Below are 16,977 nucleotides of genomic sequence, written 5' to 3' on the forward strand. Positions count from 1 at the left end.
CAAAATGACACTTGTAAAATTTGGAAATGGAAACAGCGCAAAAACACTAAACCCTTGGTTAACTGATGTTTTTGATTCTTTTATCAATGATTCTTTTGTTTCTGACCGGATGACTACCCGCGTACCTGCGGTTAACATCGCTGAAACTGAAAATGCTTACCACATTGAACTTGCTGCTCCAGGGCTGAATAAAGAAGATTTTAAGATTAACCTGGAGAAAAATGCGTTAAGCATTTCGGTAGAGAAGAAACAAGAAACATCAGATGAGAATAAGCGCTTTAGCCGTAAGGAGTACAGCTATTCTTCATTCGTTCGCACCTTCACTCTTCCAGATACTGCCGACCAGGCAAATATCGAAGCTGAATACATTGACGGTATATTAAAGATTAATGTTGCTAAGAAAGAAGAAGCGAAACTTTTAACCAGAGAAATAGCTATAAAATAATCCTGCTGACCTTTCAGGATAAAAGCGCTGCTTAAAAAGCAGCGCTTTTTTTGTGCATTTGAACTATCCACTTTAAAAAAAAATCTAAATTTGGCAGTATGCACAGAGAGATACCTGAAACCAAACGAAAAGCATTAAGAATTAACCTTGATCCTGCAATTTATGGCACTTTCGCCGAAATAGGTGCAGGGCAGGAGGTGGCCCGGAACTTCTTCACTGCAGGGGCAGCTTCTGGTACCATTGCAAAAACGATGTCGGCCTATGATATGGTTTTCAGTAATTCAATTTATGGCGTTGAGAAGTCGGGAAGATATGTCAGCAAATCCAGGCTGCAAAAAATGCTTGAACATGAGTTCGGTCTTCTTTCAGAGCGGCTTATCGGCGAAAAATATGCAGGGCATAAATTTTTTGCATTTGCCGATACAGTGAGTATGCTCAATTTCAGTAAAACCAACGATCCTCATGGCTGGCTGGGTATACGGTTCCAGTCAACCCCGGGCGGCGAAGCCAGTGAGATCATTTTGCATGTTCGCCTGCTCGATAGCGATAGTAGTCTGCAGCAAAATGTATTAGGAGTTATTGGTGTTAACCTGGTTTATGCCGCCTATTATCATAGTGACGACATACAGGTAATGATAGAGTCCCTGGTTGACAACTTATCAGTAGGTTCTGTTGAGATAGACCTGATCAACCTTCGTGGACCAGTTTTCAAAGGTGCGAACGATCGTCTGGTGAACCTCTATCTGATTGCAAAAGGCTTTTCAGGCGCGGCTATCTTCGATAAAAATGCCAATGCCTGCCAGTCCAAAGACTTGTTGTACAAAAAAGATATCATGATCCTTCGTACCAAGTTCAAACAAAAGTCGACCCCGAATTTTGACCTATTTAACCGGGCTGTAGAGCAGTTCAAGCGATCGCAATCGATCAATGACGATAATCTCATAGTAATGATAGAGGTGCTGATGTCGAATGATATCGGGTTGGAAAAAGATCAGGAGCTAGGGGTAAATGAACTGGAAGACTTTGCCAAGAGAGCAGAAGAGCTCTGTGCTACCGGGAACAACGTCATTGTATCCAATTTTACACGTAATCATAAAGTAGCTCAATATCTTTCCAGGGTTAACCCCCACAGTGTTGGAATATCCACCAATATTGCCAACCTTAAGCGGATCTTTGACTCCTCTGGTTTTGGTGAGAACTATACCGATGAGCTTCTTGCATATGTAAGCGACCTGTTCAGCCGGAATGTAAAGCTTTATGCCTATCCTTATCTCGACAAGAAAAACAACGAAATCATCACTACTCACAATATGCCGGTATCCGCAGAAGCCAGGCCTTTATTTGAATTCCTTGTTCAGAATAAATACATCAGCAATATTGAGAGCTACGACGAGAAAGATGTAAAAACAGTTTAGCATGTTCAGGGTTAGCTAGTATTGATTAACTGAATTAATTTATTAATGAATCATCGCTTAAGAGGATGATCGATCATTTCTTGAACAAACTCTGAATAGATCAAGCTATGCGGCCAAAAATAATTTACGTTTACGATGCACTTTGTGGCTGGTGTTATGGCTTTAGTCCCGCGATGCTGGCTTTAAAGGACCTTTATTGCGATCAGTTCGATTTCGAAGTGATCAGCGGGGGAATGATGACAGGGCTGCAAACAGGTCCGGTTTCGGTGGTGGCACCCTATATCCAGACTGCTTACAAAACTGTAGAGGAAACTACAGGTATCAACTTTGGAGAAGGTTTTTTGAAACAAGTGGAAAAGGGCAGCATGATCCTCGACTCTGAGAAACCCGCTATCGCTCTTTCCGTATATAAATCTTACCATCCCGAAAATACCCTGCAATTCGCATACGACATACAGCAATGCATTAATTTCGATGGGAAAGAGCCAAATGACGATGATATGTACAGGTATCTGGCAGTCAATTTTGGTATCGATCCTGATGAGTTTGTACATAAGATGCGTGAAGAAGAATTCAAACAGGCTGCTTATTACGATTTCGCATTGACCAAGCAACTTCGGATAGACTCATTTCCTGCAGTTTTGATCCAGTCGGCCGACAACTATTTTTTCCTTATCGCCAGGGGATATGCCAGCCAGGAGACCATGGAGCTGCGCATAGAAAATGTTTTAAAAGATATGAGCAAAAGTGGTTGATCAATGAAGTAATCAGCAACATTAAACGTTTTCTATGACCGGAGCCGGGCCGGAAGGAACCTGTGCTTTCTCCTCATTCTTCATTTTCTGCACAATTTTCAGGAGATCCCCGGAAACGGTATGAATGAATTCCAGTTGCTCAGAAATGAGCTTCGTATCAACAGATTCTTCATTGCTCACAGTCAATTCAAGAAAGCGCAAATCAGCTTCCTTAAACTTTTCAGCTTCATCGGCTGACAGTCCAGATATACCTTCACAAAGCAGGTAGAGAGATTTTCGCAGGTTCTTAATATGCTGCAGGGTGATCAAGGTTTCCTGGTTCGTTTCCCCATGTTTAACAGAAGAGATCAGGGTTGCTATATAAGAAGAAAGCGTGTGATTTAATACAATAAATTTATTCACCTCTTTAACATCTTTTTGTTTGCTTTTTGGTTCAGAAAGCATCCTTTGAAGGGCAGAGGCCATGTTCGCTGAATGTACATAAACCTCCTTCCGGGCCAGTTTGTACTCAGTAAGATCAGGGCCTTTCCCGGCCAGCATTTTCGCCGCTTCCGCCAGGTAATTATAATTAGCTATGAGCAATTTTTTCATATGACTTTTAAGATTCCTGTATTCCCAGGCAGGAAAAATAAAATTACTGGCTAAGAGGGCGATAAAGGAACCGATGAAGGTGTCTATTATTCTTTCACGGACGATACTCAAACTGCCAAAACCAATAAAACTCAGCATAATTAAGATGAAAGGGGTCAGGAAAAGAACACTTACCACGTAGTTTAAACGCTGAAAGCTATAAGCCAGGATCATGAAGACAAGAAGAAATGCGAACCGCAGGTTATGATCATCCACAAAATGTATGATGAGCGCGCCTGCAAGCCCGCCAATAAATGTGCCGATCAAACGCTGGTAATTTCGCTCTTTCGTGAGGCTAAAAGCGGGCTTTAGAATCACAAGGATGGTTAGTAGGATCCAGTAACTGTGACTGCCCGTGGTAAATTGACCTACGAGATATCCTATTACACAAACAATAGCCACCCTAACCGAATGCCGGAAGACCGAAGAGTCGAAACCTAAGTTATCACGAAACAGCTTAAGGTCTATGGTTTGATGAGAAACGAACCTGCCGAGATCTTTTTCTGTACCTATAGTGCGGGGTTCAAGCTTCGTCTGGTTAAAATAGCTGTAAATATTATGAATACGATTAATAATATTCCTGACGTTTATCAGGATCTTTTTCAGCACCAGGTTATTATCTACCATGTCTATATGGTATTTTAACTGTTCAAGCTGCGGCTGAAAGTTATGCAAGGGCCTGGGGCGCTCATTAGCAGTCACATCCTGCCCGATATTTTCAAGTTCGTCGGCAATGTTCTGAATAATGACCTGAAATTCCCGTAAAACAGACAGGCCTTTAAATGAGCTATGTATCTCTTTGTAATCGTAATGGGTGGCCATACTCTGCTCGAACAGATCAACAATATCTGAAAACAGGAGAATTAGCAGGCGGGCAGTATTTGTAGGCTCCTTAGTGATCATGCGGGTTTTAAACAAAATTTCCCTAACCACATCCTGTTGCTGATGCACAATGATCTGCTGGTCGATCAACTTTTTATAGTTGGAATCAATGTTCACCTGGGGATCATAAAAGTTCGCCTTGAGTTTAAGATAAGAAGACACTTTCCCTATACATTCACCTAGCGACTGCTGTGCCATGCGATAGGGTTGAAACTGAGAAATAGCCACACTGAGCCCTACATACCATACTCCGCCTATAAGCAAGAGGCCGGCATATTGCAGCAGCTCCAGGATGCTGAAGTGGCGGTCAATGGTCAGGACCATGATGATGAGCACGCCCGTTCCGATGGATGAAGCCCTGTTCCCATAGATGCTGAACATCGAGAAAAAGAAACAAAGAAGAAATATTTCAAGTACCAGCAAGGTTGGGTGCTGGTTGATCAAACCGGTCAGCAACGCCGTGAAGATCATGAAAGCAATGCTGGCAAGCATGCCATTCCGCTTATGCGACACCGGCCCGGGATTATCCGGGATACTGGTAGTGATGGCACCCAAAGAAACAACGATCCCCGTTTCCAGGTGTCCGGCCTGAGCAAAGAGCAACGGAGGCAGTAGTACACCAAAGGTGATCCGGAGTCCATCAGTAAAATACTGGCTGAAAATGAAGTTCTTAATCTCTTTTGTTTGCTTCATGCTGTTGCCTTAACTACAGGCCAATTTATGAAATATGCATCAATTCCCCCTTTTTAAGGAAACAAATACTGGTATGAAAAGTTCGTGACGGCAGAGCGCTGGAAAAAAGGAAGCTCATCAAGGTGTTTTCAGGCAGGTTTTGAACCTCAAAGATCCCTCTCAGATCGCTTGAGATTTAAAAACCTCATTTCTAAACGAATAAGCCACTTTTTTAACAAGAAAAAAATACGATTTTTCTTGGTTCGTATTATTTTAGTTTGTAAATTAGATACTATCAAACAACGTTCATTGACAGCCTGGATTAACCTCTGATAGATGTTCGAGTTAAATGCTCAGAAGGATGTTTATTACGTTCATAAATGGTGCAGATAAATTGGATATGTCCATAAAGCTGTCCGCAGGTGAAATTTGTAGAAGTGATTATATTCTACGGAATTAATAATGCTAATCAAGATTGGGATCCTTCTTAAAGGAAAACCAAAAACGTCAATTTAGTAACGGGTTTGAAGGACTTTAATAGTTAAGGCTGTTAAAGTTTAAAACGGGAGTTTTGATTTGAAAGGATCGACTCCCGTTTTTTTATGTTCAATAATTCCTGACGCTCGCGGATCCTATACTGGCGCTCGCATGCCATATGCTCGCACTCTCTGTTCGCTAGAGTTCGCGTCAGCGGCTCTACGGATTCAGAAATGAAAAAGAGTCACCGACTCGCTAAGTCGATATTTTTAACTTCTAACAAATCTCTGCTCTATCTATTTTTCTTGCCATAGGAAAAGTCCTCCAACACAAACTTTGCATAACTTTGAGATCCAAATTAGAACATTTGCCCAATGGACAGTGTTTTTATCTAAACAGTCTGAAGATATCATCGATGCCTTGCCGCTGAAAGGTAACAGTCTGGCAATAAAACTTAAAGACTATCAAAATGAATACGTATAAACCCTTAGGCTATAATTCACTCTCTCCTTATCTCATTATTGATGATGCACAAAAGTTTGTAGACCTAATGAAAGCAATTTTCCAGGCAAAAGAATTGAGACGATATGACCATGATAACGGGAAGATCCTCCATTGCGAACTGCAGATCGATGACAGCGTGATTATGATCAGCAACAGTACCGATCAGTATCCGGCCAACAAAACAATGCTGCACCTCTACGTTCCGGATGTTTTCACGACCTTCGGCAAAGCGATAGAAAACGGTTGCGAGATCATCGAAGAACCTGTCAATAAAGGGGGCGATCCGGACACGAGAGGCTCCTTCTACGATTTCGCCGGAAACTATTGGTCTGTAAGCACACAGCTAACGCAATAGCGGCAATACCGCCAGTAAACACAAGTAAAACATCCAGGAAATTTTAGTATCCTGTCAATCCTTAGGAAACCCGATATCTCCTTTAGGCAGCTCAAATATTGAAACCGGCCAGGGCTCTGATCTAGGTTTCGGGTTTTCCGCTCTTGCCTTTTGCGGCACTTTCTTGGGTGCACCGGCTTTTTGACGAAGCCTCTTAATCTCATCCAGTATCCTATTGCCCCAATAAACGAGTTCAATTACCCTGTAGGCCGGAGCTTCCTCATCATTGGTTTCCGCTACTTCGCTTTCACCCGCTATCTGCCAGGCTCCTATCAGTTCCGAAGGACTCCAGGCCTTAGAATTGATCGTTTCTAAACCTCCGAAGCCATCATCTTTATAGCCATGGATGGACATGCTCAACATCACTAGCCTGCCTTTAATCGCTGCATCTTCCAGCCGGATCACTCCGCCCTCAAAATCCTGCATGTAAGCTATTTTTATTTCCTTCACGCTGTTATAGCAATAAACTTCCTTTTTAAAGTCGAAGGCAATTGCTACAAAGCGAAGGGCATATTGGGTATTACTATCGCCCGGGCCTTTGATGTCATAAATGCTGATGGGGGGAAGGTTAATACAGATCTTGTTTTCCGCATCCAGGTAAGTCTGGGGCCTGGCGCGCAACACCTTATCCATCGGTGAATTATTATTGAACTGGAAGCCTTGCAGGAAGCTGAGATCAGCATCGTGCACATCTCTTTCGCCGCAGGCTTTCCGGCTGGCCGATACGCCGTTTCGTACCGCAGAATTCATGCGGTTGATCATTTGCCCGTCATACCCGCTGTAGGTATGGATAAAAGCATGCCTGATGGCTTTGGCTGTAGTGCTGCACAAGCCAAATTCAAGGCCGCTTGCCTTACTGGCAAGAGTTTGCTTAAACTCTTTTGGTTTACCTTGTATCACTTGCCGATTACGGTACCCTTTGTAAACGTTATTTGCCATCGATCCGTGAAGGATCCCATTTCTATCTATGATTGCCATTGTTTATTTCCTCCTTTTTGGTGTAAATATTTTATACATTTGAGTGTAAAAATAAACGTTCTTTCATTGATGGTCAATGGCTTAAGCCGATTTTCAGGTGAATTAAAATGCAAAAATCAAATCCTCCCGGGGTGTAAAATGTGACCCTTTTCGGAAATAGCTGACAGAATTTGCCCTTGACCTGGGAAGAATTATTACTGAAGATGAAATACGGCAGCATGAATCCATCCGAAAATGCTCAAAAAGTCCGCGTATTTTTGGTAAAAGGCGGGCTAATTGCGGGACTAACGAAGACTACAGGCAGCAATTTACGAGCACTCGTCGGAAGACGATTCATTCGTTGAGGTTGAATGAAATGGTTGGATCATCCGTTTGTTCCTGAAACCCAAGCGAAATAACCGGCCAGTTGATAATCTTTCAAGCTAATACATCAGCAGTGAGAGATACTCTAGTTGTTCCTACTGAAAAAATCAGCTTTAAATTATAGTTTAAAATCCATTTTGTTGAGTTAAAAAGCGAGCGGGATAGATGAGAAATGCAATAAATAAAAAGTTAATATTGAAAATATTGCGTTTTAAGTTAAGTTTACTTAATTGGTGTGTTAAATAATATGGCTTCCAGGATCAACTTAGTTCACTCCGAAAATAATCTTACTGACATTCAGTATAATATACTTAATCTTCCTCGATCACTGAAAGCCGGAGGAACGACGTTGAATTACATTTATGATGCGACTGGGACCAAACTGAGGAAAGTGGCGGGTTCGGTAACAACAGACTATGTTAGAGGAATTCAATACACTGGCAATACTCTCGACTTTATACAGACAGAAGTTGGCAGGGCAGTCCCTAATGCAACCGGCTACAAATATGAATACAACCTGACGGATCATTTGGGAAACGTGCGCTTCAGTTTCGATATTTACGATGGATCTGTTCGAAAGCTCCAGGAAGATGATTACTATCCGTTTGGACTACAGGTAGCAAGACATTTAGGAACAACTCCGAATAAGTATCTTTATAATGGGAAGGAGATCCAAAAAAATGAGTTAAGGCAATATGATTACGGGGCAAGGTTCTATGATCCGGTGATAGGCAGGTGGAGTGTTATTGATCCGATGGCGGAAAAATATTTGGAGTTTTCTCCTTATAATTATGCATTAAACGATCCGGTCAATAAACTTGATCCCAATGGGATGTATGTGCAATCGTCTCTTGATAGAAAAATTACGGATCGAGATGAAATAGCTCGTTTCGTGGAAGAGGCGAAAAGAGCTAAAGAAAAAGAACAGGAAAAAAATAAGGAAAATAAAAAGAACGACACTGACAAAAAATCAACCGGCGGGCAAATAGTAGATGGTTCGTTTCTGGATTAAAAGATTTGGCGGAAGCGCTCACACCCATCAGACCAGCAAATGACAATGATCCACAATCTCTGAGTGAATGGTGGGAGGGCATTAAAAATGCACCAGGTGGTGTGGCGGATATTTATTCAAGCGGTTCTCTGGAGGATAAAGTACGGTTGACAACTTCTTTTCTTGCATTATTAAGAGGAAAAACGTCTTCCGTTGCTGGAGTTGCAATGGCTGGAATGAAAGGAGAAAGTAGACTTTTGTATTTTGGGAAAATTGCTGTTGATAGAGAAGTTTTTCACCGAAAGATTAAGCCAAAGATATTAAACGACGCAGGAGCATTCTCAAGTATAGTAGGAAAGAATCCCGACGTGAAAGTTGTAGGGACATATATTCATCTAACAGGCACTGGTCCCTTTAAAGGAAAAACTTTTCCAACAGAACTTAAAGCTTCGGAATATTTAACTCAATAAGATAAAATATGAGCAGTTTTTATAAACTATTTATCGAATGTGACGAACAAAGAAAGAAAATGATTGATCGATTGCTAGGAGTATCAAATGGAGATCCAGATATAGGATGGAGCCTAATAGTGGAGGAAGACTCTCCCGATTTTCCACATGCACTTGATGCTTTTATTAGTTTAATATCCAAGAATCTTGCTGAATTGAGAGAAATTAATGTATCTGTAGATGAGATAAGTTTTTGGTACATGTATGAGTACGAGCAACAATGTAATATGGAGTTCGCTCCTCATATTACTAAGGGGATAGGAGACTTAGGTATTGTGTTTTGTGTTTCGTGCTGGGAGAAATAACAGCAAAAAGTGCACAATACTTAACTTTAATCCTAAGAAATGGGAGTGTTTGGGAAAATTGTGTCACCATTGAAATTAATACTTCTCACGTTCTGTAAAAATCAAAACGCTTGGTTCTCTTATTGAGCCAAGCGTTTCTTTACCTGGAAAGGGTTTGAATGAGTCGTTTTTTAAAAAGATGATCAACAAAAGTTTTTCAATGAATATATCCGCATTCCTTTTTAGCATAAGGTAAATTGTTATGATAATGAAGGCTAGTTATTAAGACTTACAACCAACATTATGGAGGAGGGACTGTTCATTCAGAGAATTATGATGAAACTGAAAATACCTGGAGTTTTTCAAGAGAACTCAAAAGTACAAATCATTTACCAAACCGCCTAAAAGATAGTTTTTCGAACGCTGCCTCATAATAAGGAGGCAGCGTTTTCGATAGAAGAAGAGAAGACTTTTGTATGTAAGTAGCAGAAATTTTTTGCCGAAATTCTTGCCCGATCCCGAGATTTGGGATGAAAAGGTCTCAACTTTAACTTGTATATCAGTTCATAGACTCAAACTGCGAGTAGTCCTAGGTGTTTTACCGAACTTTCTTCTAAACTCCCCGGCCGAAATATTTCCTGTTTTCATAGCCCCCATTTAGGATATTTCAGAAATCGTGTGTCTTTTTCTTTAAGTAAGTCAGCGGCTTTCTTTAGCCGAATGGATTTTACAAAGTCATTAGCCGTTAAACGGGATCGATAACCTGTTGGTAACAACACAGGGTTTCAAAAAAGACAAAAACTTCTCCGTTGCCGAAAAATTTAGGACCAGCTTTGGTCGCGGTTTTTCCTCGGATCTTCCTGTTGAAGATATTCTGTTAGCGTTCGATGCAAGTGATGGTAACGATCTTAAATCTGTTCCGCTGCACTCATAGCAAAGAATTGTTACTGACAATGAAACAGAATTGGTTATAAGTTTACAACTAAGAATTACGGATGATTTTATGATGGTAACTCTTTCACTCAGTAAATCGTTGAAGGTCCTGTATAAGTCTGAAGTGTTTGATTGATTTTGTAAATTAATGTGTAAACTATTTGCACATTAATTTCACTTTATTAACTTTATACCTCAAACCTATCACAGTAATGAGTTCTGTTTTAAAACACAAGCTAAAGGCCTATACTCTCACCGAAATCCTCATCGTGCTGGTAATTATCGGCATTTTGGTATTACTAGCCTTACCAAACTTACTTCCCTTAATCACTAAAGCCAAAAGCACTGAAGCGAAAGTTCAGCTGGAACATTTGCACACTCTTGAGAAAAATTACTTCTTCGAAAAATCTAAATATTCCACCGATCTTAATGAATTGGGTTTCATCCAGGAGAAACTAAGTACGGACAGCAAAGATGGCAGAGCCAATTACCGGATCGAGGTAAGTCAGTCGAGTCCCACTACGTCACTCAGCATATGTTCTTTGTTGTTGATAGTCATAATGGACACAATCCAAGTGGTAAACCCAAAATACACTCGGTTGAAAAGCCAAATTTAAAATCTGCCAAAGACGCGGCAAGAAATAACCCTAAGTCAAACACAGCACCAGCAAAACATTCAAGTGATAAAGGTCAAAAGACACATTATCATTCAACCAAGGATGGTAAAAAACTTGAAGGAAAGGATAATATTCATTATGTTGATAGATCATCAAAGAAAAACAAGGAATGAGAAAAGAGAAGTATTCAACGATATGGCTTAGCTTTGTTCATATCAAGGCCAAAGATGGAATTGAATTTAACAGCCTTATTGATATAGAAGAGTCTCCAGACCAATATATTGGTGCCTGGGCTAATATATTGGTGAAAAGCGAGACAATACGTGAGGCTATAGATATAATAGCGGAAGGGTTGAACGAGTTGGGGTTTGAACTCGCATTTATCGATAAAATTGAAAACTTTATGTCTCTTGTTGAAGCTGAAGAGGTAAATAAAAGCGTAGTAAAAGAAGCTGACTGGCTGCTTAAATCAGACTTCGTTTTCAAGATAAGTGATAGAATATTTCCTTATTTAGCGCAAGAATGAAGCGTAGATAGAGAGTAAGTAAGTTAAAAAAGTTATAGCCTGGTTCTTAAAATGAGCCAGGCTTTTTTGTTTTATTGCGCTAGCGTCAGCGCATTAGAAAGCGAATCTTTCAACTTCTTTTTAGAAACCAGCGCATCCAGTATCGAGAAGAAAGCTGTTTTCTCCTTTTCTTCCAGCTGTTCTACCAGGGCCAGCTTTTCAATCACAGACTTATCGTAAGAGTTTACCTCTTTAAAAACATCATCAGCGTTAACCAGCTCAGAAAGCTGTACGCCTAAAGCCTGGGCAATCTTTTCGATAGTAGAGAATGCAGGATCAGTTTTTCCGCTTTCAATCCGGGAGAATTGCGCCTGATCCATTTCAAGGGCCAGTGCTACTTCCTTTTGAGACAGGTTCTTAGCCGTTCTTATCTTCTTTATTTGTTCTCCAATATTCATAATGATGTTTAATAGTACAACAAATAACGATAATGATGATGTATTATTCAAATGAAGAAAGTTAATCTAAATCTATATTTGTTTTATAAATCAAATATACTAGTTTTTGTACTTGATAAATAAGTCAAATCTTTTTTCAAGTCCGCAAGTATGGAGATCTCCGAAATCAAACAGCAGCTCACCGTGGCCCAGGTACTCAGTTATTACAACCTGAAACCCGATAAGAACCTACGCCTGCATTGTCCATTCCATGAAGATAAAACCCCGAGTATGCAGGTGTACTACAAAACGCAGACCTGCTACTGCTTTTCATCGGGCTGCAAAACCCACGGCAAAAGCTTAGATGTGATCGACTTTATTATGCACAAAGAAAACCTGAGCAAACACGAAGCCATCAAACAGGCCGAAGGGATGATCAAAGGCGGCAGCCAGCCAGCAAATACCACGGCCATGACCAAGGAAGCTTTCCTTCAGAAGATGTTCAGCTACTTTAGAAATGCGGTGCACAACTCCAAGCCAGCCCAGGAATATATATCGAGCCGGAAACTGGACTTTACAAAACTGGAGATTGGCTATAATGCCGCCCAGTTCCACCACGGCACACGCAAAGATGAAACCTTAATTGAGCAGTGCCTGAAATATGGCTTGTTGATCGATGCCGGCCAGACCGCCAGAACCGGGGAAAAAGCTTATAGAGTATTTGGAAAAAGCTGCATTGTGTTTGCCCTCAAAAATAAAGCTGGCCAGATCTCCGGCTTGTACTTTCGTTCCACCCTGAATACAGAAAATGCCAAACACTTTTACTTAAAAGACCGTAGCGGACTTTATCCTGGTTATCCCAAAGCGGAAACCAGAAAGCTGATTATTACAGAAAGTATAATTGATGCCGCAACCCTTTTACAAATCAAAACTATAACAGAAAATTACAGCGTACTAGCTGCTTACGGTACCAACGGCCTGAACGAAGAAATGGTAAACGCCATTAAAGAACTCAAGGAACTGGAAGAAATAACCTTTGCCTTTGATACCGATGAAGCCGGAAAAGCGGCGCTGATCAAATATGCCGGAGAGCTGCACCAGCTCTTGCCTCACCTTAGCTTATCCGCTTTAAATCTTCCATTGAAAGACGTAAACGAAACGGCCCTGGCTCATGATGATCTCGCCATCTTCGGCCAACTGCTGGAAGAGCGAAACCCCCTGCCCCCTGAAGGGGGATTCGCTCTTTTTCTTTCTCCGGAAAATATCAGTTCAATTGAAAAGAAAAACCCAGCACCAGACAAGGCCGGACAAAAAGAACTACCAGCACTAAACACTAAAAATCCCTGGAAGATCACTTACGCCAGTCCGACCGCCCGTTACGCTATCCTGGGCGGGATCAGCAAGCAGGCCGACAGCATGAAAGTCACTTTGGTGATTGAATCCGGCACGACCAAGAGCCGCACAAAACTGGACCTCTACGAAGATAAACAGGTGGAGAAAGTAAGCCGGGAGGTCGCAGAAAAGATAGACCTGAGAGCAGACCAACTGGAAGCAGACCTGTATAAACTGACCGACTTACTCGAAACCTACCGGGAAGAAGAATTGCTGAAAATTGAAGAAGCAAACCCCAGCGAAGAAATAATAGTTCCCTTAACCGCCCAGGAACGGGAGCAGGCAGAAGCCCTTGCCAGAGACAAAAACCTGATCACTTCTTTAAATGAAACTTTAGGCAAAGCCGGAATCGTTGGCGAAGAAAAGAACCGTTTGTTCCTTTTTATTATCGCCCTGAGCTATAAAATGCCCGACACGCTGCACGCTTTAATCCAGGGCAGCAGCGGAAGCGGAAAGACCAGGCTGCTCAAACAGATCGCTGATTGCATGCCGCCCGAAAAAGTAACCAAACTGACCAGGGTAAGCGATAAAGCCTTATACAACTACCCTGAACGCTTCTTTATAAACCGCCTGCTTTGCCTGGAAGATATTGACGGATTGCCCGAAGAAGCCGGCTTTGCCTTTAGAGAACTGCAATCAAACGGAGAACTGACGAGCGCCACCAGCATCAAACTGGAAAACGGACAAATCACCAGCGGACAGAAAACGGTAAAAGGGCCGATTGCCTCAATGGCCTGCACCACCCGTGGCGAGATCTACGAGGATAATATGGGCAGGGTGTTCTTAATTGCAGTCGATGAAAGCTCTGAGCAAACCAAAAGAATCATCCATTACCAGAACGAAAAAGCAGCCGGCCAACTGGACGGAAGAAAGGAACAGGAAACCCGGCGCAGTCTGCAAAACTTTGTGCGCATCCTTAAATCTTATGAAGTGCTGAACCCTTTTGCTAACCAGATCCATTTACCCCAGGAAGCCCACAAGATCAGAAGGCTGAACGACCTGTTTCAAAGCTTTGTTAAAATGGTAACGATCCTCAGCCAGTACCAGCGCAAGAAAGACGGACAAGGCAGACTGATTGCCGAGCTGGCCGATATTGAAACCGCAGTAAATATCCTGTTTGAAAGTATTGTGCTGAAAGTAGATGAACTAGATGGCTCTTTACGGCAGTTCTTTGAGCAGCTGAAAAACTATCTGGAAAAGAAGGATAACGGTTCCCATCAGAAAGCCGAGTTCAGTTTGCTGGAAGTAAGGCAGGCGCTGGCCGTAAGCTAAACACAGCTGTTCAGGTTTGTAAATGAGTTAACAAACTTAGAATATATCCATCAGTCAGGCGGCCATGCCAATCGTGGCTTTAAATACAAGATCATGTACTGGGATAACTACCAGGCCATCCGGGAAAAGATCAGGCAGCACCTTGAAAAACAACTGGAAGCCCTGAAAGCTGGAACACCCCGGAACGCCAGCGGAACACCAGAACTAAACAAAAACATTGAACAGAAGCTCTAAAGCCTCTTTTTAGCGCTGGCGTTCCAAGTTCCAGGATTGTGTGCAAGCACCTTTTTTTACCCCTACGAACCCTACAGCTATGATGCCCTTAATCACCGACTTTAAAGCTTATTTATCCCAGGCAGGTTACGGCCAGAGCAGCCAGAGCATGCTTCCGGCCATGCTAGCAGACTTTTTAAGCTATCACAACTTATCAGAAATAAATCAAACCACCCCACACCATATCAGTCAGTATCACCAGCATCTACAAGAGCGGCCCAACAAACACCAGGAAGGCGGCTTAAGTGAAAGTTATATCCATCATCACGTGTTTGCCTTGAAAGTGTTCTTTAACTGGCTGGAAGAAAGTGGACAGCTGGCGCATAACCCGATCAGTGCGCTGAAGTTTACCCAGCCCGGAAAGAAGAGCCGGGAGCCGCTCAGCCCGGAGGCCGTGCAGCAGCTGTTCGCAGCAGCAAAAAATCTGAAGGAACGGGCCGTTCTGCACCTGTTTTATAGTTGTGGTTTGAGAAGAAGCGAAGGTCATGCCCTGAATACAAAAGACATTCACTTTAAACAACAACTGCTTTATGTTCGCTCAGGGAAAGGCGCAAAACGAAGAGCTGTACCGATGCCGGCACAGGTAGCAGCAGACCTTGAAAACTATTACCGTCAGCAGCGAATCTATCAGGTAGCCCGAAATGATGAAAGTGCCTTTATGCTCAATAAGTTGGGAAATCGAATGCATGGACAGGGTTATCAGAAGATCCTGAAAGAACTTATTGTAAGAGCAGGCTTGCCGGAAGCGATTACGTTGCACCATTTGCGCCACAGCATTACCACTCATTTATTGGAAAACGGAATGACGGTAGAGCTGCTCCGGCAGTTCTTAGGACACAGCTTTTTGGAGACTACGCAGATCTATGCAAAAGTGAGCAAGCAGCAGATCCTTAAACTGTAGAGCATGGAAGAACTGAAAGAATACCTGGAGAAACGCTACGCAAAAGAGACAGCCAAAGCCTACCAGCGTGAAATAGGAATCTACCTGAGCAATTGCCCCGGAGCAGAGAAGGCGAGTTATAAAGAAGTGTTTGGTTATATTGGCCAGTTAAGAAACCGCTACCGGAACCCTAAAACTATCCGCAGAATCTTATCTGTCTTAAAAGCTTATTACGATTATCTGAACGTTACCGGCCAGCGAACAGACAACCCGACAGCAGCCATCCGGCTAAGAGACCAGATCAATAATGACATACAATTACAGGACTTTTTCACGCCTGGAGAACTGGAACAGCTGCTGCATAAAGAAGAGCGTTACGCCTTGTTAGCAGAACGAAATAAGGTATTAATGAGTTTGCTAATCCACCAGGGATTGCAGCCAAGAGAACTTGCCGAACTGAAAATAAACGACATCAACTTAGCAGACGGAACCATCTATATCAAATCCCAGGCGAACACCAACAGCCGAACCTTATCTTTAAAGTCAAACCAGATCCTGCTCTTTCATCACTACCAGGATGAAGTCCGGAAACAACTGTTAAACGGCAGAGGAAATGACCGGCTCTTAATCGGCCTGAGAGGAGGAACATTGTTAAGCCATGACATTATAAAGCATGTAATCAGCCATTACAAAGGACTTTTTCATCCCAGGAAAGTAAGTTGTAAAAGCATCCGTGGAAGTGTGATTACTAATCTTCTAAAAGCAGGAAATGAGTTAAGAATTGTTCAGATGTTTGCCGGCCATAAGAAAATCAGCAGCACCGAAAAGTATAAACAAAGTGAGGTCGAGATCCTGCACAGTATGATCCATGCGCAACACCCGATGAAGTAAAAGCGCACAAACCCACCACACCCAACCGCACGAACCTAAGCTAAATAACATAACCGCATCTTATAGTACAACCACTCTATCCAAAGCACAAACCAAAGCCGTCCTATAAGGCAATTATGTTAAATAGCCGCTTCTCCTGACCAGCCCAGCGCTCCTAAAAGCGGCCAGCGAAGCTGAAGTAAGTGTGCCACTCACTCCGTTTAAACAAAAGCACAAAGCCACAGGCGTATGGCGCTTCGCATTTGTTTGATTGAGGGCGCCTTCCGCCCCTCAAACTCCCAGGGAACCTCACCGGGATAGAAAGAGCCGCACAAGGCTCCCCGCAAACCAAAGCCCTTTCCATCCCTGCGAGGTCGCCTTTCTTTCGCCCGGATGTTGTCAGAGGTTTGGGGTGATCATCTGTTAAGCCCCCAAAAAGCGGGAGAAGGGTAAGCTGTCAGGGGGACCGTGGAATAAAGCGGAATGCAGCGCAGCGGAA

General features: G+C 42.5%; 16 protein-coding genes. 13 read left to right on the top strand and 3 right to left on the bottom strand.

Going from position 1 to position 16,977, the window contains the following annotated elements; genetic code table 11:
• The first annotated feature begins 4 nt into the window (after positions 1-4).
• The 3 genes from J3P37_RS16775 (at position 5) to J3P37_RS16785 (ending at position 2,615) form a co-directional block, all read left to right on the top strand.
• On the top strand, positions 5-445 hold the full coding sequence (locus tag J3P37_RS16775; RefSeq protein WP_256012509.1) for an Hsp20/alpha crystallin family protein: 441 nt from the start codon (positions 5-7) through the stop codon (positions 443-445).
• A gap of 98 nt (positions 446-543) precedes the next feature.
• Entirely contained in the window at positions 544-1,860 is a 1,317-nt protein-coding gene (locus tag J3P37_RS16780) for a nicotinamide mononucleotide adenylyltransferase (RefSeq protein ID WP_256012510.1), read from the top strand.
• A gap of 107 nt (positions 1,861-1,967) precedes the next feature.
• The gene (locus J3P37_RS16785) at positions 1,968-2,615 is read left to right on the top strand and encodes a DsbA family protein (protein WP_256012511.1); all 648 of its coding nucleotides are present in this window, start codon (positions 1,968-1,970) and stop codon (positions 2,613-2,615) included.
• A 21-nt stretch (positions 2,616-2,636) separates the two neighbouring features.
• Here J3P37_RS16785 and J3P37_RS16790 read toward each other — a convergent pair whose 3' ends face one another.
• Positions 2,637-4,820: an FUSC family protein gene (locus J3P37_RS16790; RefSeq protein WP_256012512.1), complete on the bottom strand. Its 2,184-nt coding sequence runs from the start codon at positions 4,818-4,820 to the stop codon at positions 2,637-2,639.
• 925 nt (positions 4,821-5,745) lie between these two features.
• On the opposite strand from J3P37_RS16790, the gene J3P37_RS16795 reads away from it, so the two are divergent.
• Entirely contained in the window at positions 5,746-6,135 is a 390-nt protein-coding gene (locus tag J3P37_RS16795) for a VOC family protein (RefSeq protein WP_256012513.1), read from the top strand.
• A gap of 54 nt (positions 6,136-6,189) precedes the next feature.
• Here the strand turns inward: J3P37_RS16795 and J3P37_RS16800 are convergent, their stop codons facing one another.
• Positions 6,190-7,152: a hypothetical protein gene (locus tag J3P37_RS16800; protein WP_256012514.1), complete on the bottom strand. Its 963-nt coding sequence runs from the start codon at positions 7,150-7,152 to the stop codon at positions 6,190-6,192.
• Positions 7,153-7,762: 610 nt separating this feature from the next.
• Between J3P37_RS16800 and J3P37_RS16805 the strand changes: the two genes are divergently transcribed.
• The 5 genes from J3P37_RS16805 (at position 7,763) to J3P37_RS16825 (ending at position 11,375) form a co-directional block, all read left to right on the top strand.
• Entirely contained in the window at positions 7,763-8,527 is a 765-nt protein-coding gene (locus J3P37_RS16805) for an RHS repeat-associated core domain-containing protein (RefSeq protein WP_256012515.1), read from the top strand.
• Between the two features lie 5 nt (positions 8,528-8,532).
• Positions 8,533-8,976 carry a hypothetical protein gene (locus J3P37_RS16810; RefSeq protein ID WP_256012516.1) on the top strand — a complete coding sequence of 148 codons (444 nt, stop codon included), beginning with the start codon at positions 8,533-8,535 and terminating at the stop codon, positions 8,974-8,976.
• An 8-nt stretch (positions 8,977-8,984) separates the two neighbouring features.
• A complete protein-coding gene (locus J3P37_RS16815) occupies positions 8,985-9,320 on the top strand; it encodes a hypothetical protein (RefSeq protein ID WP_256012517.1) in 336 nt (111 codons plus the stop codon).
• A gap of 1,124 nt (positions 9,321-10,444) precedes the next feature.
• Positions 10,445-10,849 carry a prepilin-type N-terminal cleavage/methylation domain-containing protein gene (locus J3P37_RS16820; RefSeq protein ID WP_256012518.1) on the top strand — a complete coding sequence of 135 codons (405 nt, stop codon included), beginning with the start codon at positions 10,445-10,447 and terminating at the stop codon, positions 10,847-10,849.
• A 169-nt stretch (positions 10,850-11,018) separates the two neighbouring features.
• Positions 11,019-11,375, top strand: a complete 357-nt coding sequence (locus J3P37_RS16825; protein ID WP_256012519.1) for a hypothetical protein — start codon at positions 11,019-11,021, stop codon at positions 11,373-11,375.
• Positions 11,376-11,446: 71 nt separating this feature from the next.
• Here the strand turns inward: J3P37_RS16825 and J3P37_RS16830 are convergent, their stop codons facing one another.
• Positions 11,447-11,812, bottom strand: a complete 366-nt coding sequence (locus J3P37_RS16830) for a helix-turn-helix domain-containing protein (RefSeq protein ID WP_256012520.1) — start codon at positions 11,810-11,812, stop codon at positions 11,447-11,449.
• Positions 11,813-11,962: 150 nt separating this feature from the next.
• Here J3P37_RS16830 and J3P37_RS16835 point away from each other — a divergent pair, with 150 nt between their 5' ends.
• The 4 genes from J3P37_RS16835 (at position 11,963) to J3P37_RS16850 (ending at position 16,499) form a co-directional block, all read left to right on the top strand.
• Complete coding sequence (locus tag J3P37_RS16835; protein ID WP_256012521.1) at positions 11,963-14,455, top strand: CHC2 zinc finger domain-containing protein; 2,493 nt, start codon at positions 11,963-11,965, stop codon at positions 14,453-14,455.
• Positions 14,456-14,548: 93 nt separating this feature from the next.
• Positions 14,549-14,689: a hypothetical protein gene (locus J3P37_RS16840; RefSeq protein WP_256012522.1), complete on the top strand. Its 141-nt coding sequence runs from the start codon at positions 14,549-14,551 to the stop codon at positions 14,687-14,689.
• A 79-nt stretch (positions 14,690-14,768) separates the two neighbouring features.
• Complete coding sequence (locus J3P37_RS16845; RefSeq protein WP_256012523.1) at positions 14,769-15,629, top strand: tyrosine-type recombinase/integrase; 861 nt, start codon at positions 14,769-14,771, stop codon at positions 15,627-15,629.
• A 3-nt stretch (positions 15,630-15,632) separates the two neighbouring features.
• The gene (locus J3P37_RS16850) at positions 15,633-16,499 is read left to right on the top strand and encodes a tyrosine-type recombinase/integrase (protein WP_256012524.1); all 867 of its coding nucleotides are present in this window, start codon (positions 15,633-15,635) and stop codon (positions 16,497-16,499) included.
• The last annotated feature ends 478 nt before the right edge of the window (positions 16,500-16,977 follow it).

The sequence above is a fragment of the Desertivirga xinjiangensis genome, assembly GCF_024436435.1.
GTDB classification, from domain to species: Bacteria; Bacteroidota; Bacteroidia; order Sphingobacteriales; family Sphingobacteriaceae; genus Desertivirga; species Desertivirga xinjiangensis.